Source organism: Oceanicaulis sp. (assembly GCF_965284345.1).
Taxonomy (GTDB): domain Bacteria; phylum Pseudomonadota; class Alphaproteobacteria; order Caulobacterales; family Maricaulaceae; genus Oceanicaulis; species Oceanicaulis alexandrii_A.
Genome location: NZ_OZ260073.1, coordinates 1,567,215 through 1,589,980, shown reverse-complemented (window position 1 = coordinate 1,589,980; position 22,766 = coordinate 1,567,215). Strand labels below are relative to the sequence as shown.

The 22,766-nt window shown below is 62.3% G+C and carries 26 protein-coding genes and 1 tRNA gene; 17 read left to right on the top strand and 10 right to left on the bottom strand.

Going from position 1 to position 22,766, the window contains the following annotated elements; all coding sequences use genetic code 11:
• Window positions 1-57: 57 nt before the first annotated feature.
• Both rlmN and ACQ66J_RS07955 read right to left on the bottom strand, forming a co-directional pair.
• On the bottom strand, window positions 58-1,266 hold the full coding sequence (gene rlmN, locus ACQ66J_RS07960) for a 23S rRNA (adenine(2503)-C(2))-methyltransferase RlmN (protein WP_430431183.1): 1,209 nt from the start codon (window positions 1,264-1,266) through the stop codon (window positions 58-60).
• A gap of 145 nt (window positions 1,267-1,411) precedes the next feature.
• Entirely contained in the window at window positions 1,412-2,206 is a 795-nt protein-coding gene (locus tag ACQ66J_RS07955) for a sterol desaturase family protein (RefSeq protein ID WP_430431182.1), read from the bottom strand.
• Window positions 2,207-2,299: 93 nt separating this feature from the next.
• Here ACQ66J_RS07955 and ACQ66J_RS07950 point away from each other — a divergent pair, with 93 nt between their 5' ends.
• The gene (locus tag ACQ66J_RS07950; protein ID WP_430431181.1) at window positions 2,300-3,169 is read left to right on the top strand and encodes a LysR family transcriptional regulator; all 870 of its coding nucleotides are present in this window, start codon (window positions 2,300-2,302) and stop codon (window positions 3,167-3,169) included.
• Here the strand turns inward: ACQ66J_RS07950 and ACQ66J_RS07945 are convergent.
• A complete protein-coding gene (locus ACQ66J_RS07945; RefSeq protein WP_430431180.1) occupies window positions 3,166-3,675 on the bottom strand; it encodes an invasion associated locus B family protein in 510 nt (169 codons plus the stop codon). The genes ACQ66J_RS07950 and ACQ66J_RS07945 overlap by 4 nt on opposite strands.
• A 167-nt stretch (window positions 3,676-3,842) precedes the next feature.
• On the opposite strand from ACQ66J_RS07945, the gene ACQ66J_RS07940 reads away from it, so the two are divergent.
• The 3 genes from ACQ66J_RS07940 (at window position 3,843) to ACQ66J_RS07930 (ending at window position 6,557) form a co-directional block, all read left to right on the top strand.
• Window positions 3,843-4,424: a sigma-70 family RNA polymerase sigma factor gene (locus tag ACQ66J_RS07940; RefSeq protein WP_430431179.1), complete on the top strand. Its 582-nt coding sequence runs from the start codon at window positions 3,843-3,845 to the stop codon at window positions 4,422-4,424.
• A 105-nt stretch (window positions 4,425-4,529) separates the two neighbouring features.
• Window positions 4,530-5,228 carry a cupin domain-containing protein gene (locus tag ACQ66J_RS07935; RefSeq protein ID WP_430431178.1) on the top strand — a complete coding sequence of 233 codons (699 nt, stop codon included), beginning with the start codon at window positions 4,530-4,532 and terminating at the stop codon, window positions 5,226-5,228.
• Window positions 5,229-5,285: 57 nt separating this feature from the next.
• Complete coding sequence (locus ACQ66J_RS07930; protein ID WP_430431177.1) at window positions 5,286-6,557, top strand: UbiH/UbiF/VisC/COQ6 family ubiquinone biosynthesis hydroxylase; 1,272 nt, start codon at window positions 5,286-5,288, stop codon at window positions 6,555-6,557.
• A 21-nt stretch (window positions 6,558-6,578) separates the two neighbouring features.
• On the opposite strand, the gene ACQ66J_RS07925 is transcribed toward ACQ66J_RS07930, so the two are convergent.
• The 4 genes from ACQ66J_RS07925 to ACQ66J_RS07910 all read right to left on the bottom strand — a co-directional run bounded on the left by ACQ66J_RS07925 (window position 6,579) and on the right by ACQ66J_RS07910 (window position 8,221).
• A complete protein-coding gene (locus ACQ66J_RS07925) occupies window positions 6,579-7,100 on the bottom strand; it encodes an RNA methyltransferase (RefSeq protein WP_430431176.1) in 522 nt (173 codons plus the stop codon).
• 105 nt (window positions 7,101-7,205) lie between these two features.
• The gene (locus ACQ66J_RS07920; RefSeq protein WP_022701004.1) at window positions 7,206-7,439 is read right to left on the bottom strand and encodes a DUF1150 family protein; all 234 of its coding nucleotides are present in this window, start codon (window positions 7,437-7,439) and stop codon (window positions 7,206-7,208) included.
• A 126-nt stretch (window positions 7,440-7,565) separates the two neighbouring features.
• Window positions 7,566-7,641: transfer RNA gene (locus tag ACQ66J_RS07915), tRNA-Ala, on the bottom strand.
• Window positions 7,642-7,765: 124 nt separating this feature from the next.
• A complete protein-coding gene (locus tag ACQ66J_RS07910) occupies window positions 7,766-8,221 on the bottom strand; it encodes a TIGR02300 family protein (protein WP_430431175.1) in 456 nt (151 codons plus the stop codon).
• 117 nt (window positions 8,222-8,338) lie between these two features.
• Between ACQ66J_RS07910 and aroA the strand changes: the two genes are divergently transcribed.
• From aroA to ACQ66J_RS07860, 10 genes are all read left to right on the top strand, one after another.
• On the top strand, window positions 8,339-9,694 hold the full coding sequence (aroA, locus tag ACQ66J_RS07905) for a 3-phosphoshikimate 1-carboxyvinyltransferase (RefSeq protein ID WP_430431174.1): 1,356 nt from the start codon (window positions 8,339-8,341) through the stop codon (window positions 9,692-9,694).
• A gap of 330 nt (window positions 9,695-10,024) precedes the next feature.
• Window positions 10,025-11,722 (top strand): 30S ribosomal protein S1, encoded by a 1,698-nt coding sequence (gene rpsA / locus ACQ66J_RS07900; protein WP_375547660.1) that lies wholly within the window; start codon window positions 10,025-10,027, stop codon window positions 11,720-11,722.
• 149 nt (window positions 11,723-11,871) lie between these two features.
• Complete coding sequence (locus tag ACQ66J_RS07895; RefSeq protein WP_022701000.1) at window positions 11,872-12,156, top strand: integration host factor subunit beta; 285 nt, start codon at window positions 11,872-11,874, stop codon at window positions 12,154-12,156.
• A gap of 76 nt (window positions 12,157-12,232) precedes the next feature.
• A complete protein-coding gene (locus ACQ66J_RS07890; RefSeq protein WP_430431173.1) occupies window positions 12,233-13,069 on the top strand; it encodes a putative metalloprotease CJM1_0395 family protein in 837 nt (278 codons plus the stop codon).
• A 55-nt stretch (window positions 13,070-13,124) separates the two neighbouring features.
• Window positions 13,125-13,775, top strand: a complete 651-nt coding sequence (locus ACQ66J_RS07885; RefSeq protein WP_375547662.1) for a phosphoribosylanthranilate isomerase — start codon at window positions 13,125-13,127, stop codon at window positions 13,773-13,775.
• Window positions 13,776-13,877: 102 nt separating this feature from the next.
• A complete protein-coding gene (gene trpB / locus ACQ66J_RS07880; RefSeq protein WP_430431172.1) occupies window positions 13,878-15,089 on the top strand; it encodes a tryptophan synthase subunit beta in 1,212 nt (403 codons plus the stop codon).
• A gap of 4 nt (window positions 15,090-15,093) precedes the next feature.
• Window positions 15,094-15,885: a tryptophan synthase subunit alpha gene (gene trpA, locus ACQ66J_RS07875; protein WP_430431171.1), complete on the top strand. Its 792-nt coding sequence runs from the start codon at window positions 15,094-15,096 to the stop codon at window positions 15,883-15,885.
• 56 nt (window positions 15,886-15,941) lie between these two features.
• Window positions 15,942-16,820, top strand: coding sequence for an acetyl-CoA carboxylase carboxyltransferase subunit beta (locus ACQ66J_RS07870; RefSeq protein ID WP_160092984.1), 879 nt, complete (start codon window positions 15,942-15,944; stop codon window positions 16,818-16,820).
• Between the two features lie 130 nt (window positions 16,821-16,950).
• On the top strand, window positions 16,951-18,285 hold the full coding sequence (locus ACQ66J_RS07865) for a bifunctional folylpolyglutamate synthase/dihydrofolate synthase (RefSeq protein WP_430431170.1): 1,335 nt from the start codon (window positions 16,951-16,953) through the stop codon (window positions 18,283-18,285).
• A gap of 103 nt (window positions 18,286-18,388) precedes the next feature.
• The gene (locus ACQ66J_RS07860; protein WP_430431168.1) at window positions 18,389-18,619 is read left to right on the top strand and encodes a DUF2061 domain-containing protein; all 231 of its coding nucleotides are present in this window, start codon (window positions 18,389-18,391) and stop codon (window positions 18,617-18,619) included.
• On the opposite strand, the gene ACQ66J_RS07855 is transcribed toward ACQ66J_RS07860, so the two are convergent.
• A complete protein-coding gene (locus tag ACQ66J_RS07855; protein WP_430431167.1) occupies window positions 18,616-19,056 on the bottom strand; it encodes a thermonuclease family protein in 441 nt (146 codons plus the stop codon). The genes ACQ66J_RS07860 and ACQ66J_RS07855 overlap by 4 nt on opposite strands.
• Before the next feature lie 443 nt (window positions 19,057-19,499).
• On the opposite strand from ACQ66J_RS07855, the gene ACQ66J_RS07850 reads away from it, so the two are divergent.
• On the top strand, window positions 19,500-19,793 hold the full coding sequence (locus tag ACQ66J_RS07850; protein WP_430431166.1) for a hypothetical protein: 294 nt from the start codon (window positions 19,500-19,502) through the stop codon (window positions 19,791-19,793).
• 138 nt (window positions 19,794-19,931) lie between these two features.
• Window positions 19,932-21,092, top strand: a complete 1,161-nt coding sequence (locus tag ACQ66J_RS07845; protein ID WP_430431165.1) for a hypothetical protein — start codon at window positions 19,932-19,934, stop codon at window positions 21,090-21,092.
• 49 nt (window positions 21,093-21,141) lie between these two features.
• On the opposite strand, the gene ACQ66J_RS07840 is transcribed toward ACQ66J_RS07845, so the two are convergent.
• Together ACQ66J_RS07840 and ACQ66J_RS07835 are read right to left on the bottom strand one after the other, a co-directional pair.
• Window positions 21,142-21,468 carry a hypothetical protein gene (locus ACQ66J_RS07840; protein ID WP_430431164.1) on the bottom strand — a complete coding sequence of 109 codons (327 nt, stop codon included), beginning with the start codon at window positions 21,466-21,468 and terminating at the stop codon, window positions 21,142-21,144.
• Between the two features lie 51 nt (window positions 21,469-21,519).
• Complete coding sequence (locus tag ACQ66J_RS07835) at window positions 21,520-21,723, bottom strand: DUF1674 domain-containing protein (protein ID WP_430431163.1); 204 nt, start codon at window positions 21,721-21,723, stop codon at window positions 21,520-21,522.
• 76 nt (window positions 21,724-21,799) lie between these two features.
• Between ACQ66J_RS07835 and htpX the strand changes: the two genes are divergently transcribed.
• Window positions 21,800-22,753, top strand: coding sequence for a zinc metalloprotease HtpX (gene htpX, locus ACQ66J_RS07830; protein WP_430431162.1), 954 nt, complete (start codon window positions 21,800-21,802; stop codon window positions 22,751-22,753).
• The last annotated feature ends 13 nt before the right edge of the window (window positions 22,754-22,766 follow it).

The following is a 22,766-nucleotide window of genomic DNA, read 5'->3' as shown; positions in this document are numbered from 1 at the left end:
CGAGGCGCAAGACGCCATAGACGTCTTGACGCTTTGCTGCCTCGCTGATGTCAGGCCTCACGCTTGAGACGTCTGATCCTCTGGGCTGGCGTCCTGTTTCTCTTCCGCTTCGCGCTCCAGGCGCCGGCGCTCGCTGGCGCGGATTTTCTGGCTTTCGCTTTTCAGCTGACCGCAGGCGGCGAAAATATCACGGCCCCGCGGCGTGCGGATCGGGCTGGCGTAACCGGCCTTGTTCACCACATCGGCGAAGGCTTCGATCTGATCCCAGTCCGAGCACTCATACGGGCTGCCCGGCCAGGGATTGAACGGAATGAGATTGATCTTGGACGGGATGCCGCGCAGCAATTTGACCAGCGCTCGCGCCTCGGCGAGGGAGTCGTTCACGCCCTTCAGCATCACATACTCAAAGGTGACGCGCTTGGCGTTGGAGAGGTCAGGATAGGCGCGAATGGCGTCCATCAGCTCCGCGATCGGGTATTTCTTGTTGAGCGGCACCAGCTCGTTGCGCAACGCGTCATTGGTCGCGTGCAGGCTGATCGCCAGCATGGCCTTGGTGCGTTCACCCAGTTCCGGGATTTTCGGCACCACGCCAGAGGTGGACACCGTGATGCGGCGACGCCCGATGGCGATGCCTTCATGGTCAGAGATCACATCGATGGCGTCTGACACCGTATCGAGCGTGTAGAGCGGCTCGCCCATGCCCATGAAGACGATATTGGTGATCTCGCGGTCCTCATTGGACGTCGGCCATTCGCCCAGATCATCGCGCGCGATCATCACCTGGGTGACGATTTCAGCAGCGGTCAGATTGCGCACCAAAGGCTGGGTGCCGGTATGGCAGAAGGTGCAATTGAGCGTGCAACCCACTTGAGAGGACACGCACAACGCGCCCGAGCGCCCGACACCGGGGATGAATACGGTCTCCACCTCGATCCCGCTTTCCAGCTTGATGAGGTATTTACGCGTGCCGTCCACGCTGACCTGGCGCTCGGTGATTTCGGGACGGGCCAGCGTGAACTTCGCCTTGAGCGTTTCGCGCAAGGCCTTGGACACATTGGTCATCTCATCGAAATCGGTGACGCCGTAATGATAGATCCAGCGCCAGAGCTGCTCGGCGCGCATCTTCGCCTTTTTCTCATCCACCAGGTCATGCGCGATCAGCACGTCGCGCAATTGCGCGCGGGTCAGACCGGCGAGCGGAACCGGGCCGGACATCTCTGGCCGGTTGGAAAAAGACAGGTCGAGTGTTTTCAAAGGTGCGTTCATAGCGCCGTCGTATACTGGAAAACTGAACAAACTTCGAGGGGCGAGAATGCATGACGGGCTTGCGCCTGCAGACGAGCGCATCTGTTCAGTGTCCAGAGGAAGCCTCATCCGGACCGATTGGCAGCGTCAGTCGCCGTCGCGCAGCTTATTTGCGCACCAGCGGCCAGAGCAGCTCGCGACCGGCGCTAACCGGCTCCAGGCCCTCAATGCCATAGGTCTCGGGATAGCGGCGGGTGATCTTCGCGGTCCCGAACACCACGTCCCAGAAAAACAAGAGATTGCCGTAATTGCCTTTGTAATGGGTGACGCCGTCTTCTTTGTGCAGACCATGATGGGCGCTGTGGGTGGCGGGCGTGGAGATCACGCGCTCGAGCAGCCACATCACCGGTGCGAAGACGGGAATTGTGTACAGCGCCGCATCCCAGCGCCAGGATGAATGCGCCCCGAAGATCACCGTCATCTTCACCACCAGATACACCGCATAGACCGGGTAGAACCCCAGATGCACCAGCACGGCGGCGATCCAGAGCCCCGGCATGAACAGGTAATAAAACAGGTTGTTGCGATAGGCGGTGCGGATCGACAGATAGGCGCCGGAATGATGCGCCCGATGCAGATTGTAGAGCATGGGGAAGGTGTGACTGGCGCGATGCCACCAGTATTGAGTCATGTCATCGCCGACCAGCAAGATCGCCACCATCAGATACCAGGGCAGAAAGGCTAAAGCGTCTTTTGAGCCAGGCCGGATCGCCTCCACCAGCATGGGCGCCAGCGTGAAGATCAGCGGCACAGTAACCAGGACGATAGTGAGCGAGGACAGCACCTCGATGATCACATCCCGACGCGAGCCGCGCTCTTTTTGCAAGAACCGACCCGTCACCGCCTCCAGCACAATGAAACTGGCGAAGATGGCGGGTACGAGGATTTTTTCGTTGATCATGGCGAACGCCTCCCACGCTCAGCCTCACTGGTAGATGACATAACTTCTAATACAAGTTTTGCATTCTTCCATAACTATAAGCTATGACTAGGCATGCTCAGCCTGCGCACCGCCCGCTTGTTTCTCACCGCCGCCGACGCCGGCACGCTGACCGCCGCCGCAGACCGCCTGCATGTGAGCCAGCCTGCCGCCAGCAAAGCGTTGGGCCAGCTTGAGAGCGATCTGGGCGGCGCCTTGTTTGATCGCGCCGGGCGCAAGCTGATCCTGACTCCACTGGGTGAAGCGCTCTTGCCCCGGGCGCGCGCGCTGGTCCAGCAAGCTGAGGATCTGAAAGCCGAGGCGGAGCGCTGGCGCGCGGGCGAGGATGGGGTTCTGAGCGTAGGCGCAGGCCCAAGCGTCACGTATCGCCTGCTACCCGAAGCCGTGGCGCGCTTTTACCAGGCGGGCCGGACGGTGCAACTGACCGTGCGTGCGGGCGCAGCGGGAATGCTGGTCGATCAGGTGCGCCGCGGCGCGCTCGATCTGGTCGCCGCAGATATGGGCGATGCGGTCAATGATCCAGAGTTGGTGGTGCACCCGCTGCCCGAAGAGGGTGTGACGGCGCTGGTGCGTCCCGATCACCCGGCGCTCAAGGGCGAAGCGCTTGCCGGGTTTCCCCTTGCGACCGCCACGCCGCCGGACCGTCTTAGCCGGCAGCCTCTGCCCTGGGGGCGGGCGCGCCCGGGGCTGGTGTGTGATGATTACACCGTGCTGGCGCTGGCATGCTCAGCGTCTGATCATATTCTCGCCGCGCCGCGGTCTGTGGTGGACCGGCTGACCGCCGAACATGGCCTGATCCCGCTGTCCCCCTCATCACCCGATCTGGTGGTGCGGCCCGCGCTGATCTATCGCGCCAACGCACCGCACAGCGCCGCTCGCCAGCATCTGTTTGAGTGTTTCGAAGCCGTCGCGCGTCGCGCCTAGCCGCACAAATCGTCCACTTGCTCAAGCGCGGCCGTCACGCCCAGCAGAGAAAACGTATAGGCTGTGGCTGTGCCGCGCGTGCTGGTGGCCTCGACGCGCATATTCGATCCGCGGCGCATGGCGCGCACAAGCTGGGTCTCCTCGCCCGGTTGTTCCAGAAACCCTTCCTGTTCAGATACGAACATCTCAAACCGGTCCGAGCCGACCCGCACGCGGGGCGGACTGTCAGGGCGCAAGGCGTATCCGGCGAGGAAGCTGGGCTGGTTCTCGGCAGCGCCGCTTTGCCAGCTCGCCACAAGGAAAAACACGTCGCCATGGTCCACATTGGCCGGCAAGGATTCCTGAGGACGGCTGAGCGCGTAACACACCTGCCCGTCGCCAGAGCCGCGCGTAAACACGCGCCAGTCACGGTGCGCGCCCTGAAATTCAGGTTCGGACGCCTCCTGCGCCTGCACAGGCGACACTGCGGAGACGGTCAGACACAGGCTGGCAAATAGAACGCGCATGTGGATTTCCATTCAGATATGAGCGGTTTGACGCTGGCTTGGTCGACTGGCGCCGATCCCTGTTCTTGTTTAAAGCGGTCTCTGACGGCGGTTTCAAGGCAGGATCTGGCTTGATCGTCATGTGTGCGAATGTGAGAGTGATCTGCAACGAGCTTCAAGGGTGAAACTTGCCTGACGCCCCCTTTTCCACTGGCGCAAAGCCGGATCGTGCGACCCTGAATTCGCTTGTGCTGGCCACCGCACAACGCGACCGGCAGGCGTTCGCGGCGCTGTTTAATTTCTATGCGCCGCGGGTCAAAGCCTATCTGTTGCGCCTGAACGCCCATGACAGCCTGGCGGAAGAACTGGCGCAGGAGATCATGCTGACGGTCTGGCGAAAAGCGGAACAGTTTGATCCTGACCAGGCCTCCGCCTCCACCTGGATTTTCCGCATCGCCCGCAACCGCCGCATTGACGCGGCGCGGCAAGCGAACAAGCCCGCGCTCGACGGCGAAGATCCCAGCTTGCGTCCGCCCGAGATTCAGCCGCCCGACGACGCCGCCCATGAAAACGGTCGCGATGACCGGGTGCGCGAAGCCATGCTGGATCTGCCTGATGAACAGGTGGCGCTGCTGCGTCTGGCGTTTTTTGACGGTCTGTCCCATCGCGACATCGCCGAGCAGCTCGGCATGCCGCTGGGCACTGTAAAATCAAGGCTTAGGCTGGCTTTCGATAAGCTCAGACGGGTGCTTGATTCTGAAACCTTGTAACAAATAATGCACGCACGCGCATTAAAAGACGCTCCATCACTTGACGACGGCCTGAACTGATCAATATCCGCCACGCTGTACCAGACGCCAACTCAGAAGAAGACCATGACCAACCATCCGCTGGGTGACGAAATTTACGCTGCTTACGCTTCGGGCGCCTTGTCGGGCCCGATGCGCTTGCTGCTGGACGCGCAATCGGCGGTCAACGCCGAAGTGGCGCGCGCGCGCCAGACCGTCGAAGCGGCTGCAGGCGTGCTACTTGAAAGCGAAGCACCCGCCGAGATGGCGCCGAATGCATTGTCGACCCTGTTTGACATCATCGACACCGAAGAAGCGGGCCTGGGCGAAGCTGGTCCGGCGCGCTTCAGCGCTCGCACCGGGTCTGAATCGTCACGTAACGCCGCCCAAAAGGCCGGCCAGGCGATTGATGAACTCCTCGACCTGCCGGGCTCCGTTCGCGATCTGGCGCTGGACCGCGGCGGCTGGTCCTTCGCCGGCCCCGGCGTACGCACCATGCCGCTGATGACCGAAGACGGCGCGAAAGCCGAGCTGATCCGCATCGAACCGGGCCGCGGCGTCCCCCATCATGGACATGACGGCACGGAATTCACTCTGGTCCTGGCTGGCGGTTTTTCCGATGGCCGCGCCAGCTACGGCCCCGGAGATGTGTGCATGGCCAATCCTGACACGACTCACAAACCCGTCGCGGATGAGGGCGAGGTCTGCATCGTGCTCGCCGTCACCGACGGCCCGCTCGCCTTCACCGGCGCCTTGGGCTGGATACAGCGCGCGCTGAGCCGCTAGGCGCCCTGCGGCGCCGCGCCGCTTTCTTTCGGCTCGGGCGTTGTTATCTTACGCCCTATGAGCAAACCGATCTTTTCTGGCGATGTGGTGATTTCCGGCGGCGGGCTCGCCGGTCTCACACTGGCGTTGGCCCTGCACAAAGCCGGGCTGTCTGTGGCCGTCATTGATGCAATGGCGCTGTCTGAGCATGTGACGCCAGAGCATGACGGGCGCGCTTCGGCGCTGGCCTATACCTCCTATCGCATGCTGAACGCCGTCGGCGCGGGCCAGTATCTGAAAGACCATGTCCAGCCCATTGAAGACATTCTGGTGGTGGATGGCCGCCCTTATGACGGGTTGAAGCGCGGCGGCCCCGGCCCTGACCAGCTGCATTTTGATCGCCGTGAAATCTCACCCGAGGATGACGGCGAGGCGCTCGGTTACATGGCCGAGAACCGATGGACGCGCGTAGCGCTGGCGAGAGCCGCTGATGAGGCGGGACTGACGGTCTTTGCGCCCGCCCGCGCCAGCCATATGGAACCGGATGTTACGCCGGGCCGGAACCGGCTGGTGCTGGAGAGCGGAGACGTGCTCGAAGCGCCGCTGATCGTCGGCTGTGACGGCAAGTTTTCCGGCCTGCGCGCCCAGGCGGGCGTGCGCACCACAGATTACGCCTATAATCAAAAAGCTGTGGTGCTGACCGTTGAACATGAACACCCTCATGAGGGCGTGGCCTATGAATGCTTCATGCCCACCGGCCCGTTCGCCATCCTGCCCTTGCCAAACAATCGTTCCAGCCTTGTCTGGTGCGAAAGGCCCAAGGCGGCTGATGCGCTTAAGGACATGGACGATGAGGGCTTCCAGGAGGCGCTGGAAGCGCGCTTTGGTGATTTCCTGGGCTGGGTGAAACCGGTCAGCCCGCGCTGGACCTATCCGCTGACGCTGAAATTCGCGGAACGCTTCACCGATGACCGTCTGGCGCTGGTGGGCGACGCCGCCCGCGGCATTCACCCCATCGCAGGACAAGGCTTTAATCTGGGCGTTCGCGATGCGGCGGTGCTGGCCGATGTGCTGGTGGACGCCAAGCGCGCCGGGCTTGATCTGGGCGCGCCCGCCACCTTGCAGCGCTATGAGCGCTGGCGGAAAACAGATTCGGTCGCCGTGGGACTGGGCGCGCATCTGTTCACCTGGTTGTTCTCCAATGATCACAGCACGATCCAGGCCGCACGCGGACTGGGCTTGTCGATCGTCGATCAGATACCGGCCGCGCGGCGCTTTTTCATGCGCACGGCGGGCGGCGAGGTGGGCGATTTGCCGGCGCTGCTGCGCGGCGACAGGCTGCACCTGTAGACACAGTCAGGCCCTGAGCCCTCAGGTGCGCTTTTTCGGCGCGCCCCAGAGGTGCTGCTTGTCCTCCAGCGGGCCGCCCGGCATGACCGGCCGTTCAGGATATCCGCCCAGGCACAGCGTGCGGTCATAGAGCGCGATGGCGGCGGCCACAGACAGGTTCACGCAGAATTTGGTGGGAATCTTCACCACATGTGAGCAACGCTCGAGCATGGCGGGGCTGAGATCGCCGCGTTCCTTGCCCAAGACATAGGCGGCCATACGCGGATGGCGGAAGCTGGGCAGCTCCACCGCATACTCGGTCAGTTCCACGCCCACAATCTGGCAGCCGCGCGGCAGCGCCATGTCCTCGACCGTCTCCCAGTCATAATAGGGCAGGTTCTGGGTGGTCTTGGCGGTGTCAGTCTGAAACAACTCGCGCGCGCGATTGGCCGCGCCAACGGTGAACACGAAGCTGCCGCCGAAGGCGTGCGCCGTACGCATCACAGCGCCCAGATTGCGCGCCTTGGAGATACCTTCGACGCCGACTGCAAAATAACCTCTCATAAAAGGGATTTAGCCGGCACATTGTGCGGAGGCAAACCGCTCTTTACACACAAAAACGCCCCCTGCGCGGGCAGAGGGCGTTCTGTTTAGGGAATAATCCGAGCCTTAGTGAACGCTGACCGGTTCAGCGCCATGATCGCGCGCGGCCGCAAAGGCCGCCTCGCGGTCAGAGAACACCGCCATGCGCTGGCCGTTCTCGTCGTGAATGGCGTACAGCGTCGCATCAGAGTCCAGTTTGACCCCGGCGTTCGCCGCTTGCTCCATCACTTCAGACGCGTCGATGGTGCGTACATACACCGTCGGCGTCGTATCCAGTGTCAGATCTGTTTCCATGTCCATCCAACGCCTCATGCATTGTTATATTGGATAATGACATGGGTTTTCTTGTCAAAACGTTCAAGGCGTGCGGCTGCGGCCGAATGCGACAAGAAAAAGCCCCGCGCGAATATCGCGCAGGGCTTTGTTTGGTGGAGCCAGACGGAATCGAACCGACGACCTCTTGCATGCCATGCAAGCGCTCTCCCAACTGAGCTATGGCCCCGAAACGCTTTACGATGCGGGCGGGATCGGGACCCCGTCGTTTCGAGAGCGCGGACGTTATCCGCGCCTTTGACTGCAATCAAGCCTGTTTTCAGCACTTGGCGCAGTCAATGACAGTCCCCCGATCAAACGTCGGCATCGTCGTCTTTGAGCGGGATGTCGTCATCGAGATCATCGTCGTCATCACCGAGAAGGACGCTGTCATCATCGTCATCCTCGAGATCGGCTTCATCATCGGAGAAGCCGTCCAGATCGTCATCGGCGGGCGTGGCGCGCTTGGCGACCGGGGCCTCGTCCTCATCCTCATCCCCGCCCAGATCAATGGGCTCTTCATCGAGTTCGGGAGCGTCGTCGTCTTCATCCTCGTCAGAGGAATCCTCGGTTTCCGGCTCGGCCTCTTTCTCTTCCGCCGGTTCAGGCTTGGGGGCCTTCTTCGTCAGAGTCGCGGAGACTTCCTCGTAGTAGGAAAGCGGATATTCCATGCCCGTGAACGGAGACACAATCGGGTCTTTGTTCAGGTCGTAGAACTTTTTTCCGGTTTCCGGACAAACGCGCTTGGTGCCAAGTTCAGCTTTCGCCACGAGTCCAAATCCTTTCACAGAGAAGGGCGATAAATCGGCGCGCCAGTTGCCATGTTCTGGAGCGGCTGTCAAAACCCGATTGAAGCCTTCTCACATCTGCACACTTGCGGAGTCCGCATGACCCACGCCACGCCTACACCGTCCTCAGCCGCAAACGGGCCAAAAACCGCCCGGCCTGTCAATGCCCTGAAAGGACGTCTTCAGGCTGCGGCCGACAAGTCATGCTCACATCGGGCGCTGATATTTTCTGCGCTGGCGGAGGGGCAAAGCCGCATTGAGGGCCTTCTGGAGAGCGAAGACGTGCTGGCGACCGCTGGCGCTGTCGCCGCCCTGGGCGCAAAGGTGGAGCAAGATGGGCCAGGCGCCTGGCGCGTCATCGGGCAAGGCCGCTGGACCAGCCCGGCCCTGCCGCTGGATCTGGGCAATTCAGGCACAGGCGTGCGTTTGTTGATGGGCGCGGCGAGCCGGTTTGACCTCAAGGCGGAGTTTGTCGGCGATGACAGCCTGTCATCGCGCCCGATGGCGCGGGTGCTCGACCCGCTGGCGCGCATGGGCGTCAAAAGCCAAGCCAGCGATGGCGGGCGCTTGCCGGTGACCCTGCGCGGCTCAAACACTCTCAATTCGATCGACTACACGCCGCCCGTCGCCTCCGCCCAGGTGAAAAGCGCGATCTTGCTGGCCGGGCTTGGCGCGCAGGGGGAAACGATCGTGCGCGAGCCACGCGCCACCCGCGATCACACGGAAATCATGGCCCCGGTCTATGGCGCGGACATGAGCGTAGAGCGCGAGGGGGCGGGCCTGATTGCCCGTGTGCGCGGCGGCAAGACGCTGACTCCGGCGAACGTCTCCATCCCTGGCGATCCGTCATCCGCCGCCTTCCCCTTGGCCGCCGCCCTCGTCACCTCAGACAGCGAGGTCACGATCACCGGCGTGATGACCAATCCGGCCCGCTTCGGTCTGTACCAGGTGCTCAAGATGATGGGCGCGGATATCGGTATGACCTCCGCGGGCGAACGGTGCGGCGAGCAGCTGGTGGACATCCGTGTGAAATCGGGCGCGCTGAAAGGCGTGGAGGTTCCCGCAGAGATCGCCCCGTCCATGATCGACGAATATCCGATCCTGTCCGTCATCGCCGCCTTTGCCGACGGCGTGACCGTGATGAAGGGTCTGGCGGAATTGCGCGCCAAGGAAAGCGATCGCCTCGCCGCCAGCGCCGCGCTGCTGGAATCCAATGGCGTGAAGATCGAGCTGGGCGAGGACAGCCTGAGTGTTCACGGTTGCGGCAAAGGCGGTGTTCCAGGCGGCGGACGCGTTAAAACCCATCATGATCATCGTCTTGCCATGAGCGCCCTGATCATGGGCTGCGGCGCACAGGCGCCGGTCGGCGTCGATGATGTCAGCATGATCGCCACCAGCTATCCTGACTTTTTCGATCATATGGCCGCTCTGGGCGCTGAGATCAGCGCCGGTTGAGTCAGCTTCAAAGGGCGGCGCGCCTTGCTCTGACAGCGAATTTGCGGTAAGTCCGCGCGCGATTGTCTTGCTGCGCTCACCTTGTGTCAGCAGGCCGGTCGTTCGCCGGGCGGGCGATGTTCCGCGGCCAGGCGTGCGCATCCTTCATGTTTGTCGGTTCAGACCCTCGGCACGATGTGCGCCGCCCTGTCGTTTCGCTCCGCTCATTTCGTAAGCGTATTCCGGCCGTTCGCGGCTGCTTTGGAGATTTCCAGCCGCTGCGCGCGGCAAGACCGCCGGATACAACCGGCCGGCCGGAAACGACGACAACCCCTGGAGCCATCCTCTAATATGTCTGACACCCAAACCTCGGCCCCGAGCCGCGATGATTTCGCGTCAATGCTGGAAGCGAGCCTCGCCGGCCGCGACCTGATGGAAGGCGCTGTCGTGCGCGGCACCGTCACCGCCGTGCTGCACGACACCGTCGTCATCGACGTCGGTCTGAAAACCGAAGGCCGTGTGGCCCTGCGCGAATTCACCGGTCCTGGCTCGGAAGCGCCGAAACTGGGCGAACAGGTCGACATCTACCTTGAGCGCATCGAAAACGCGCTCGGTGAAGCCGTCCTGTCACGCGACAAAGCCCGTCGCGAAGAAGCCTGGGACCGTCTGGAGACGACGTTCGAATCCAAAGAGCCGGTCAACGGCGCAATCGTGGGCCGCGTCAAAGGCGGCTTCACCGTGGATCTGGGCGGCGCTTCGGCCTTCCTGCCGGGCTCTCAGGTGGACATCCGTCCGGTACGCGACGTCGCGCCGCTGATGAACAAGGAACAGCCGTTCGCGATCCTGAAAATGGACCGTCCGCGCGGCAACATCGTGGTCTCCCGCCGCGCTGTCCTGGAAGAATCCCGCGCCGAGCAGCGCGCTGAGCTCGTCGGTCAGCTGGCCGAAGGTGAAGTGCGTGAAGGCGTCGTCAAGAACATCACCGATTACGGTGCGTTCGTGGATCTGGGAGGCATTGACGGCCTGCTGCACGTCACCGACATGAGCTGGTCGCGCGTGGGCCATCCGAGCGAAGTGGTCGAAGTCGGCCAGACCGTTCAGGTGCAGATCATCAAGATCAACAAAGAGACCCAGCGCATCTCGCTCGGCATGAAGCAGCTGCAGTCCGATCCGTGGGACGGCGTGGCGCTGAAATACCCGAACGGCGCTGTGTTCAAAGGCCGCGTGACGAACATCGCCGAATACGGCGCGTTCGTGGAGCTGGAACCGGGCGTCGAAGGTCTGGTGCACGTCTCCGAGATGAGCTGGACCAAGAAGAACGTCCATCCGGGCAAAATCGTCTCCACCTCCCAGGAAGTGGACGTGATGGTGCTCGACGTGGATCCGGACAAGCGCCGCGTTTCGCTTGGCATCAAGCAGACCCAGCGCAATCCGTGGGAAGTGTTCGCGGAAGCGCACCCGGTCGGCGCTGAAGTCGAAGGCGAAGTCAAGAACATCACCGAATTCGGTCTGTTCATCGGCGTCGACGAAGAAATCGACGGCATGGTGCACCTGTCCGATCTCGACTGGGATCGTTCGGGCGAAGACGCCATCCAGGACTACAAGAAAGGCGACTCCGTGCGCGCCAAGGTTCTGGACGTCGATGTCGAGAAAGAACGCGTCTCCCTGGGCGTCAAGCAGCTGGGCGGCGATCCGATGGATGAAGGCGGCTTCAAGCGCGGCGAGACCGTGACCTGCACCGTCACTGAAATCACCACCGGCGGCGTGGAAGTCAGCCTGGGCCCGGATAACCTGGTCAAGGCGTTCATCCGCAAGTCCGACATCTCCCGCGATCGCGCCGAGCAACGTCCAGAGCGCTTTGCGGTCGGCGACAAGGTCGACGCACGCGTCACCAATATCGACAAGGCCTCTCGCCGCGTTTCCGTGTCCATCAAGGCGCTGGAAATGGCGGAAGAGAAAGAAGCCGTCGAACAGTACGGGTCTTCTGACTCCGGCGCGTCCCTGGGCGATATCCTGGGCGCCGCACTGAAAGGTCAGGACGAGGAGTAATCCTCTGACCGGCTGAACCTCCCCATCTGAGGGAGCTGGAACCCCCAATGCCCTGCATTGGGGGTTCTTTTTTGTCTGCAACATCGGGTTGATGATTGACGGCGCTCTTGTGGTGTTCCTACACTGAAGGTCTTCAAGGGGACTGCACCATGATCAAATCCGAACTCATCGAGAAGCTCGCCGAAGACAATCCGCACCTCTACCAGAAAGATCTGGAGCGGGTGGTCAACACGGTGCTGGAAGAGATCACCCAGGCGCTCGAGCGCGGCGACCGCGTGGAACTGCGCGGCTTCGGCGCCTTTTCCGTTCGCAACCGTCCGCCCCGTCAGGGCCGCAACCCGCGCACCGGCGATCCGGTGTCGGTCAAGGAAAAGCACGTGCCCTTCTTCAAGACCGGTAAAGAGCTGCGCGAGCGCGTGGACGGCAAGGCCTAGGCCTTAACCCGCATTACCAAAGCTTTAAGGGTTGTGCTTCATGCTCTCCGGCAAGTTGTATCTGTCGGGATGATCCATGGCGCTTTCGCCCGTGAGCTTGGGCGGCGCTGATCCGGCTTTCATGGCCGGACCGGGCGTCGCCTTTCCAACGCGTGAGCTCACCGCTCAAGCGAACCGGCTGACTCCATCCCCTGACCGCTCCGCCGCTGCCGCCTCGACCCGCACGGCGATCAAAGATCCGGTCTCTCTGTCCGCCGCCGCTCAAAACTTCAGCGACCCAGCCTCCGCCGCGCAATCCTCCAGCGCCGCCAAGGCCTCGCAACCGGGCGAGCAACTCTCTGACGCTGAACAGAAACAAGTCGCCGAGCTGAAAAAGCGCGATCGTGAAGTGCGCCAGCATGAGCAGGCGCACCAGGCAGCGGGCGGCCAGTACGCCAGCGCCCCCTCTTATGACTTCCAGCAAGGCCCGGACGGCAAGCAATACGCCGTCGGCGGCGAGGTGCAGATCGACGCCAGCCCCATTCCCGGCGATCCGGCCGCCACCATCGAGAAAATGCGCGTGGTCAAAGCCGCCGCCCTGGCGCCCGCCGAACCTTCCGCTCAGGACCGTAAAGTGGCCGCCGCCGCCGACGCCGCCAGCCAGCAAGCGCGGGCCGAGCAAGCGGCGCAGGATCGTGAAGACCGCGAGGCGGTCGCGCCTGGCGAGGCGCCTGCAGATCCCTCACAGCCCTCCACACCCCCTCAATCGACAGACGCCCAGAGCCCGTCCGAAGAGGCTGACGCGCAAGCTGCGCCGTTCGGCTTCAGCGGCGCCGAGGCTGCGGCGCCGGCGCAGATCAATCAGGCCAATGGCGCCTATGCCGCCACGACGCGCGCCCAATCGATCAACCAGCTTGTGGGTCTGGTCGCCTAAGCCTGTCACACAGTCCTGACTTGGCGGGACCGCGCTTCAGCGCTACATCCGGCGCATGACACAGACGCGCACGCCCCTCATCAAGATTTGCGGCCTCAACTCCGCTGACGCCGTGGACGCCGCCGTCAACGCCGGCGCGGATTATCTGGGCTTCATCCACTTCCCAAAAAGCCCGCGCCATCTGTCACTGGAACACATGGGCGCGCTCGCCGCGCGCAAAGGCGACGCCAAATCCGTCGCCGTGCTGGTGGACCCCGATGAAATGCTGATGGGCGAGGTGCTGCGCCATATGCGGCCCGACTTTATCCAGCTGCACGGCGGTGAAAGCCCGATGCGGTGCCTGGATGCACGCCATTACGCCGAAATCGGGGTGTGGAAGGCCTTGGGTGTCTCAACCGCAGACGACCTTCAAAAAGCCCTCACCTACAAAGACCATGTGGACGGCTTCGTCTTTGACGCCAAACCGCCCAAGGACGCCGACCGCCCCGGGGGGCTGGGAGAGGCGTGGGACTATAGCCTGCTCAAGGATTTCGATCCCGGCCAGCCCTGGCTGCTGGCGGGCGGACTGACGGTTGAGACCGTCTCGGAAGCCATCGCACAATCCGGCGCGCCGGGCGTGGATGTGGTCTCCGGAGTCGAGAGCGCACCGGGCGTCAAAAGTCTAGACAAAATCAAGGCGTTCATCACTGCAGTCAAAGCGCTCTGACGCCTTGCGCCGCCTCGCTTTACCGGCTTCTCTGAGGCTGACCTTTAGAACCTGTCAGGGCTGCGCGCCTCGCGCCCCTGAGCGTCGTGAAAGACCGCTGTCATGACCCAACCCAACGCCTTCTCCCAACAGCCTGATGCTGAGGGCCGTTTCGGACAGTTCGGCGGCCGCTATGTGGCCGAGACGCTGATGCCGAACATTCTGGCGCTGCAGGAGGCGTATGAGCATTACAAGACCGATCCTGAGTTCGTGGCCGAATTTGATGAATTCAGCCGCGATTTCATCGGTCGTCCCAGCCCGCTCTATTTCGCCGAGCGCCTGACCGAAGAGTTTGGCGGGGCGAAAATCTGGTTCAAGCGCGACGAGCTCAACCATACCGGCGCGCACAAGATCAACAATTGCCTGGGTCAGGTGCTGCTCGCCAAACGCATGGGCAAGACCCGCATCATCGCCGAAACCGGCGCCGGTCAGCATGGTGTGGCGACGGCGACCGTGGCCGCGCGCTTCGGCCTGCCCTGCGAAGTCTTCATGGGCGCGACCGACGTCGAACGTCAAAAGCCCAATGTCTTCCGCATGAATTTGCTGGGCGCGAAGATCCATGCCGTCACCTCCGGGCGCGGCACGCTGAAAGACGCCATGAACGAGGCGCTGCGGGACTGGGTGACCTATCCTGATGAGACCTTCTACGTCATCGGCACGGTGGCGGGTCCACACCCCTATCCGGCCATGGTGCGCGACTTTCAGTCGGTCATCGGCCGTGAAGCACGCGAACAGATGCTCGAGCGCATCGGACGCCTGCCTGACGCCGCAGTCGCCTGTATTGGCGGCGGCTCAAACGCCATGGGCCTGTTTCATCCCTTCCTGGAAGATGAGGATGTGCGTCTGATCGGCGTCGAAGCCGCCGGCAAGGGCCTGGATACGCCCGATCATGCCGCGAGTCTGAACGGCGGACGCCCCGGCATTCTTCACGGCAACAAGACCTATCTCCTGCAAGACGCGGACGGTCAGATCACCGAAGGCCATTCGATCTCAGCGGGGCTCGATTATCCCGGCATCGGTCCGGAACACGCCTTCCTGCACGATGTGGGACGGGCGGAATACCGCTCGGCGACGGACGCGGAAGCGCTCGAGATGTTCCAGCTCTGCTCGCAGAAAGAGGGCATTATTCCCGCCCTTGAACCCGCCCACGCCCTCGCCCGCGTGCGTGACCTCGCCAAGGAACTGGGCAAGGACGGCGTCATCTTGATGAATATGTGCGGCCGCGGCGACAAGGACGTGTTTTCCGTCGCCGAAGCGCTCGGTGTGGAGCTCTAAGACCATGACCCGCCTCGCCCCCACTTTCGCCGCTCTGAAATCGCAAAATCGCGCCGGGTTCGTCGCCTATGTCATGGCGGGTGATCCGGATGCCGACACGACGTTGAAAATGATGCAGGGCCTCGCCGATAAAGGCGCGGACGTCATCGAGCTGGGCGTGCCCTTCACCGATCCCATGGCGGACGGGCCGACCATTCAGCGCGCCGCAATCCGCGCGCTCGAGGGCGGCATGACACTTCGCGGCGTCCTCGCCATCGTCAAACGCTTCCGCGAAACCCATGCCGACACGCCCGTCGTTTTGATGGGCTACGCCAATCCGTTTTTCTCGTATGGCTATGCGCAACTCGCTGCTGACGTCGCCGCATCAGGCGCGGACGGTGTGATCTGCGTAGACATTCCGCCTGAGGAAGACACCGAGTTTCGCGGCGCGCTGGACACCAACGGTCTGTCCTTTGTGCGCCTCGCCGCCCCCACCACCGACGACAAGCGTCTGCCGCAAGTGGTCGCGCACACCTCCGGATTTGTTTATTACGTATCCACGACGGGCGTGACCGGCGCTGGATCGGGCGCGACCGGCGATATTTCGGCGGCTGTGGCGCGGGTGCGCGCGGCGTCCGGTTTGCCGGTGGCTGTGGGCTTTGGCGTCAAGACGCCTGAGCGCGCCGCCGAGATCGGCAAGGTGGCGGACGCGGTCGTCGTCGGTTCGGCGATTGTCGAGGAACTGGCGCAAAACGGCGTGGACCAGGCCTTGCATCTCGCCGGATCCCTGGCGGACGCCGCCCATACCGCACGCTAGCGGGACGGGCGCTCGGCCTGATGCGATACAGAGTGTTTGAAGAGGTGTGACGCGATATGAGCTGGCTTCAGAAACTGACCCCGCCGGGCGTCCAAAAGATGTTCGAAAAACGCGACACCCCTGAAAATCTCTGGGTTAAGTGTCCGATTTCGGGCGAGATGGTCTTTAACAAGGATCTGGAAGCCGCCCAGCATGTCACGCCCGCCGGTCACCATATGCGCATCGGCCCGGCCCTGCGTTTCAAATACACGTTTGACGGCGACTACACCGAAGTGGACCTGCCCGAGGTCGCCAAGGATCCGCTGAAGTTCAAGGATGACAAGCCCTATACCAGCCGCCTGGCCGCCGCCCGCAAGAAGACCGGGCGCGAGGATGCGATGGCGATCGGCGTCGGCTCGATCAAATCCATCGAGACCACCGTACTGGTTCAGGACTTCTCCTTCATGGGCGGGTCTCTGGGCATGGGCGCAGGCGAGGGTTTCCTCAAGGCTTGCGAAACCGCCGTTGAGCGCCGCACCCCGCTGGTGGTGTTCACCGCCGCAGGCGGCGCGCGCATGCAGGAAGGCGCGCTGTCGCTGATGCAGATGCCGCGCACCACGCTGGGCGTTCAAATGCTCAAAGACGCCAAGCTGCCTTATCTCGTGGTCCTCACTGACCCGACCACGGGCGGCGTCACCGCGTCTTACGCCATGCTGGGTGATGTGCAGATCGCGGAACCGGGCGCCCTGATCGGCTTTGCGGGACCGCGTGTGATCGAACAAACCATTCGAGAGAAATTGCCCGAAGGCTTCCAGCGCGCTGAATACCTGCTGGACAAGGGCATGGTGGACAAGGTGGTTCATCGTCACGAGTTGCGCACCGTGCTGGGCAATCTGATGCGGACCTTGCTCAAACGCCCCGCCGCGGCGGACAATACCCCCGCGCGCACCGAGTGATATGTCCTCCCCTGCTTGCGGGGGAGGTGTCCGATGCGAAGCAGCGGACGGAGGGGGAGACGTTATCCGCCCCCTCAGTCAGCAAAGCTGACAGCTCCCCCGCAAGCAGGGGAGCACAAGGAGATCGCGTGTGAGTTCGCACCCGTCCACCGCTGAAACCATTCAGGCGGCGCTGGAACGCCTCTCGCGCTTGCACCCCAAAAAGATCGACCTGTCGCTGGGCCGGATCGAACGGCTGCTTGACGCGCTCGGTCGTCCGCAAGATCGCCTGCCGCCGGTCATCCATATCGCCGGCACCAATGGCAAGGGCTCCACCGCCGCGTTTCTGAAAGCGATTTCGGAAGCCGCGGGCGAGCGCTGCCATGTCTATACCTCGCCGCATCTGGTGCGCTTTAACGAGCGGATCGTGCTGGCGGGTGAGATCGTTGATGACGCCCGGCTTGAAGACGCGTTCGCGCGCTGCGAGGCCGCCAATGGCGATCACGAGATCACTTTTTTCGAGATCACCACGGCGGCGGCCTTTCTGCTGTTTTCCGAAACCCCGGCCGACCGCCTGATCCTTGAGACCGGCCTTGGCGGGCGGGTGGACGCCACGAACGTGCTGGCCAAACCCCAATGCACCGTGATCACCCCGGTCAGTCTCGACCATCAGGACTTTCTGGGCGACGTGATCTCAGACATCGCCGCGGAGAAAGCCGGGATCATCAAACAGGGCGTACCGGTGATCGTCGGGCCGCAAACGCCAGACGCTGAAGCTGCGATCCGCCGGGCCGCCGAGCGCCTCAAGGCGCCGCTCTCGATCTGGGAGCAGGATTTCCGCGCCTATACCGAACATGGGCGGCTGGTGTTTGAGGCCGAAGACGAGTTGTGGGACCTCAACCCGCCCAGCCTTGCCGGGTCGCACCAGATCATCAATGCGGGCGTCGCCGCCGCTACCGCGCGCGCCTGCGGCTATAGCCCTGAAGCGGTCAGCACAGGGCTTGAAACCGCGCGCTGGCCCGCGCGCCTGCAGCGCCTGTCTGACGGGCTGTTGGCTGACATCATCGCCGAGGGCGAAGGCGCGCTCTGGCTTGATGGCGGACATAATCTCTCCGCCGCAGAATCTCTCGCTTCGAGCCTGGGGGAGATGGAAGCCGGGCGCGAGCGTCCGCTGGTGCTGATCTGCGCTTTCTCTAAAAACAAGGACGCGACCGGTTTTCTGGCGTATTTTGAAGGCCTCGCCGCCCGCGTCATCGCCATTGATTTTCAAGGCGGACGCGAGGGTGCGCAAAGCCCTGGCGCCGTCACCGAAGCTGCGCGCAAAGCGGGTCTGCCCGCCCAGACCGCGTCTGACCTCACCGAAGCGGTGCGCGACGCCATCAGCGATTATCCTGGCGCGCGCGTGGTGATCTGCGGCTCGCTCTATCTCGCCGGTCAGGTGCTGGCGCTGAATGAGAACGGGTCCGTGCAGAGCACGCCGGGATAGTCATAGATTTTTCCGATCTAATGGATCAGAAGCATTCATATGACAAATGCGGCTCAACGCCCTATCTTCCTTCTTGCGAATGATTCGCATAAGGAAGCCTGTGATGACCGAGATCCTGCAATCCATCCCCCGCAGCGCCTTGCCCTTTGACCTGCCGATACGGGCGTTCAAACCGCTCACCTATGGCGTGATGCACCTGATCGTGGCGATCAGCGTGGCCTATGCGTTGACACAAAACTGGAAAGCATCTTTGGCGATTGGTCTGATCGAACCGGCAGTCCAAACAATCGCTTACACCTTTCACGAACGCGCCTGGACCAAGAGAGGCGCCTAGCGCGGGCGCGATTGCCCCGGACCGCTCACAGGCGCCGAGCGGCACCAGGGGCCGTCTTCGCCATAGGGAACTGCCAGATCCGCCGCAAGCAAGGCGTCTGACAAACGCACTGGCTCTGCACCGGCATTTACCGGCGCGCGCAGGTCAGAAATCACCCGGCCCGCGAAACTGCCCAAACGGACATTGTGCAAGCGAATGTCAGGATGCGCGGCGAGCCAAGCGCGCGTAAAGGCGGTCGCCTCATGGCCCGCCACGCGTTCGGCTTCACAGTCAGGCCGCCGGGTTTCGGGCGTGTCCACGCCCTCAAGGCGCACCCGCGTCTCCACAAAATGCCCCGGCCAGATATGCGCCCTGACCGCAATCGTATCGCCGTCAATCACCTCGACGACCTCCGCCGTCACAGGCCCCGCAACCGGGCCTGCACCCTGAAGGTGCATTGAGGCATACATGCTCGTAGTGAGGGCGATTAATCCGATCATATCGCCAGTATAGGAAAATTATCTGAGTCGGAAAAGCGACGGTGTCGCGGAAGGGGAGAGCAGCGCGTTGCAATCATTGCCAACGCGGAAGGAAAGCGCCTGACCTATCGACGGACTGCTCAATTCCACGGTGCCGCCCATTAAGGGCGTGCGCTTCGTCCGCTGGAAGAAGACACCCTAGACTCACAACCAGAATCCGTGTCGGCTTAACCCTGACGCGCGAATCAAGAAGGCCGCTAAAGGAGTCGGATCCCTTAGCGGCCTTTGGTTCGCGCTCCTGCATCCCAACTATAGGGGTTGGCCGCAGGAAGTTGGCGCGGTTTCCACGGGGCAAGAAGCCCTGATTGCTCCCCTTAGTCAAGCCAACCCCGTTCACTGCCTAACAGCCGAACGGAGAAACCATGGCTAACTTTATTCTGAGCTACGACCTGAACGGGCACGCCCCGTCACATGCGGACATCGATGAGCACCTGTTGAAGCTGCCGGGAGAGAAGGCGCGCCTTCTCGAAACGGTCTGGTACGTCGCGTTCCCCGGCTCTGCCGAGCAATTGCGCCAGTACATGGACATGCTTTTGAGCGCAAACGATCAAGTGCTCGTTGTGGAAGCCGTTGAAGCGGCATGGCGCAACATCCTTGTTGAGGACCAGGCGCTCAAAAACGCGTGGCATCGCAACCAGCGCCGCAACGCGGCCTAGTCCCTGGACTGAGGCGGGCGCTTGTCGTCCGCCTCTTTCTTGTTTGCCTTCGGCTTATGCGGCGTCGGCGGCGTGTTCAGCATCCGCTTTTGCGCCCGGTCGCGGCGCTGTTCGTCAGTTTCTTGAGGTTTAGACACTGTGAGCTTCACTCCCGAAACCGGCTACACGTTAGTTTTTGAGATGACGGCCCCGGAACCGTGGCCGTTCGCATCTCGCCAACTTATCGGCCATCAGACTGTTATCACCACCGACAATCAGACCGACCGCATTGCAATGTACGGCCACAGCGACGGTCGCCTAGAGTTTGTTGCGCCTACCGCGTCTGGCCCTTTATTAGGCTTTACCGCGCCGGTCGAATTTATCGGCTTAGGCTACACACGCGCTGCGATCTCCATAAAGCCCGATGGCACCTACTCGGTCTTCATGGGCGGGCAAAATGTAAACCCAAAGGCCAACGACGATACCAACACCATTAAAGTGCCATGCAAAGCAAAAGCGCTTAACCCTGACGCGAAAACGGTTGAAGAGCTACCTGCGGAACCTGAGCGCGATCCCAACCCCTTCTCCGGCTGTCTTGCCAAATTAAACCGCGCCAAAAAACACATCGCTGACTTCGACGCGTTCGAAAGAGACTTCATCAAATCCAAGCCATACGAAGTCGTCAAAAAGCCTAACGACGATGGGAAAACCTGCGACCACATTCTCACCGTCCGCCAACACCTTCCTGTCGAAATGGCGCTGCTCATTGGCGACGCCATCCACAACCTTCGCGCAGCACTGGACATCATGCTTTGCGAAGCATTCCGCATTCGGGGACGCTCCACTCGCGAAGTTCGCTTTCCCTTTTGCAGCGAGGAGTCGGAGTTTTCGAAGATCGCGGATCGGCGCGATGTTGGCCGGGAGCCTGACATCAAACGGTTCATCGAAGGCATAAAACCTTACTGGGGCGGAAACGACGCGCTGCGGGGGCTCCATCAGCTCGACATCCAAGACAAACACCTGCTCATCATCCCCGTGTGCACGGTCGTGATGACACCCAGCCTCGTGCTGGATTTCCAAAAACTGCAAGCAACCATGCCCGCCGGGAGAGACGTGCGGGCCGATCACGGCGCGACGCTGGCCTCGAAGGTTCCCATTGAACACGAGGTCAATTACCAGGACACAATCTTACCGCATGTAGCGTTCGACGATGCTGTCAAAGCCTTCGCCGGACGCCAAGTATCTGAAGTCCTCGACGAGCTTCTCAACCTATCAGCAGACATCATTGACCGGTTCCAGCGAGAGTGCTTCCCAACCTAAGCGCCTCAATCCATTTAGGGTGTTGTTTTTCCTGATCATTCAGGGCGCTCTAGTACGCGCGGCGCTCGGTCCAGTGAGGGCGGTGATGGGTGCGTACGACGATGATCCGGGGCGCAGCTTGCTCGACGCCGCCGGTCAGCGGGCCCTGAAAGAACCCCGCGTCCAGCCTTATGGGATCACCGGCTTTCACGCGATCACCGGCGTGATCAGTTGCAGTCACGGCGCGCGCCTGACGCCCATAGGATGTAGCCTGATAGGCGTAAGCGCTTTCACGATGCGCCTGAACGATGCGGGTATGAACGCGCGCATCCTCGGGTCCGCCCAGCAAGGGCGCAGGATCAGTGACGATCAGGGCGAGGGCGAGAAGACAGCTCATTGTTTCAATATAGCACACAGGGCGCAGCGATGAAGCGGCCAGATCGGCGCCTTAGAAATCGTAGGTGATGCCTTTTTTCTCCCAATCGCCAAAGCGTGTGGGTTCAGGGCCCTTGGGACCGCCCAGCTCTTTGGCGCGTTCGGCTTCCGCTTCCGCCTCGCGGCGGCGCTCCTCGGCTTCGGCCAGGGCGCGTTTGGCGGCTTCGCTTAGCGGTTTGCGGGGGGCCTCGTCTTCAGGCGCTTCTGCATCGCTCATCTCTTGCAGTCCTTCTTGTCTACGCCCAATTACCTAAGTCGCGGGGGCCGTTCCGCCAAGACAGGTGACGCCATCAATGACTGCTAACACGCTTCGCACTTTCGTTCTGCTCGCCGCGCTGAGCGCCTTGTTCATGGGCGTCGGGTATCTGATCGGCGGAGCAGGCGGCGCAATGATCGCGCTGGTCCTGGCCGGCGCCATGAACCTGTTCGCCTATTGGAACGCGGACAAGATGGTGCTCCGGATGCATGGCGCGCGCGAGATCACGCCTGATGAACGCGATCCCGCCCTACGCCAGTTTGCATCCGATACCGTAGGCCTGGCGGACCGCGCAGGCATGCCCTATCCCCGCATTTATGTGATTGAGAGCGACCAGCCCAACGCTTTCGCCACTGGACGCGATCCGCAAAACGCGGCGGTCGCGGCCACCACGGGACTTCTGAGAACGCTGAACCGGCAAGAGGTGATGGGGGTGATGGCGCATGAGCTGGCTCATGTGCGCAATCGCGACACCCTGACCATGACCGTCACCGCGACCCTGGCGGGCGCCATCGGCTTTCTGGCCAATTTCGCGCTGTTCTTTGGCGGCGGACGCGATCGCGGCGGCTTTATCGGCGCGCTGGCTTTGGCGATTCTGGCGCCCATGGCCGCTGGCCTGGTGCAGATGGCCATTTCGCGCGCGCGTGAATATGACGCAGACAAGGGCGGCGCGGAGATCTGCGGTGATCCGCTCTGGCTGGCCTCAGCACTAGAAAAGATCGAACGCGGGGCGCGTCAGACGATGAATGTGGCCGCTGAGCGCAACCCGGCCACTGCCCATATGTTCATCATTAACCCCTTGAACGGTCAGGGCGCTGACAATCTGTTCTCAACCCACCCGGCCACGGCGAATCGCATCTCCCGCCTGCGCCGAATGGGCGGCGCAGCGCCACACTCCGCCAGCGGACCTTGGGGTGATTTCGGACCCTGGAGCAACGCAGATTCAAACACTTCATCGTCGGAGGGGAAGTATGGGGGCCCCTGGGGTTGAATCGCCTCAGTCT

Bases quoted from the DNA above. Each gene is read 5' to 3' on its own strand.
- rlmN (WP_430431183.1), bottom strand. From the start codon at position 1,266: ATGAACGCACCTTTGAAAACACTCGACCTGTCTTTTTCCAACCGGCCA.
- ACQ66J_RS07955 (WP_430431182.1), bottom strand. From the start codon at position 2,206: ATGATCAACGAAAAAATCCTCGTACCCGCCATCTTCGCCAGTTTCATT.
- ACQ66J_RS07950 (WP_430431181.1), top strand. From the start codon at position 2,300: ATGCTCAGCCTGCGCACCGCCCGCTTGTTTCTCACCGCCGCCGACGCC.
- ACQ66J_RS07945 (WP_430431180.1), bottom strand. From the start codon at position 3,675: ATGCGCGTTCTATTTGCCAGCCTGTGTCTGACCGTCTCCGCAGTGTCG.
- ACQ66J_RS07935 (WP_430431178.1), top strand. From the start codon at position 4,530: ATGACCAACCATCCGCTGGGTGACGAAATTTACGCTGCTTACGCTTCG.
- ACQ66J_RS07930 (WP_430431177.1), top strand. From the start codon at position 5,286: ATGAGCAAACCGATCTTTTCTGGCGATGTGGTGATTTCCGGCGGCGGG.
- ACQ66J_RS07925 (WP_430431176.1), bottom strand. From the start codon at position 7,100: ATGAGAGGTTATTTTGCAGTCGGCGTCGAAGGTATCTCCAAGGCGCGC.
- ACQ66J_RS07920 (WP_022701004.1), bottom strand. From the start codon at position 7,439: ATGGACATGGAAACAGATCTGACACTGGATACGACGCCGACGGTGTAT.
- aroA (WP_430431174.1), top strand. From the start codon at position 8,339: ATGACCCACGCCACGCCTACACCGTCCTCAGCCGCAAACGGGCCAAAA.
- rpsA (WP_375547660.1), top strand. From the start codon at position 10,025: ATGTCTGACACCCAAACCTCGGCCCCGAGCCGCGATGATTTCGCGTCA.
- ACQ66J_RS07895 (WP_022701000.1), top strand. From the start codon at position 11,872: ATGATCAAATCCGAACTCATCGAGAAGCTCGCCGAAGACAATCCGCAC.
- ACQ66J_RS07890 (WP_430431173.1), top strand. From the start codon at position 12,233: ATGGCGCTTTCGCCCGTGAGCTTGGGCGGCGCTGATCCGGCTTTCATG.
- ACQ66J_RS07885 (WP_375547662.1), top strand. From the start codon at position 13,125: ATGACACAGACGCGCACGCCCCTCATCAAGATTTGCGGCCTCAACTCC.
- trpB (WP_430431172.1), top strand. From the start codon at position 13,878: ATGACCCAACCCAACGCCTTCTCCCAACAGCCTGATGCTGAGGGCCGT.
- trpA (WP_430431171.1), top strand. From the start codon at position 15,094: ATGACCCGCCTCGCCCCCACTTTCGCCGCTCTGAAATCGCAAAATCGC.
- ACQ66J_RS07870 (WP_160092984.1), top strand. From the start codon at position 15,942: ATGAGCTGGCTTCAGAAACTGACCCCGCCGGGCGTCCAAAAGATGTTC.
- ACQ66J_RS07860 (WP_430431168.1), top strand. From the start codon at position 18,389: ATGACCGAGATCCTGCAATCCATCCCCCGCAGCGCCTTGCCCTTTGAC.
- ACQ66J_RS07855 (WP_430431167.1), bottom strand. From the start codon at position 19,056: ATGCACCTTCAGGGTGCAGGCCCGGTTGCGGGGCCTGTGACGGCGGAG.
- ACQ66J_RS07850 (WP_430431166.1), top strand. From the start codon at position 19,500: ATGGCTAACTTTATTCTGAGCTACGACCTGAACGGGCACGCCCCGTCA.
- ACQ66J_RS07840 (WP_430431164.1), bottom strand. From the start codon at position 21,468: ATGAGCTGTCTTCTCGCCCTCGCCCTGATCGTCACTGATCCTGCGCCC.
- ACQ66J_RS07835 (WP_430431163.1), bottom strand. From the start codon at position 21,723: ATGAGCGATGCAGAAGCGCCTGAAGACGAGGCCCCCCGCAAACCGCTA.
- htpX (WP_430431162.1), top strand. From the start codon at position 21,800: ATGACTGCTAACACGCTTCGCACTTTCGTTCTGCTCGCCGCGCTGAGC.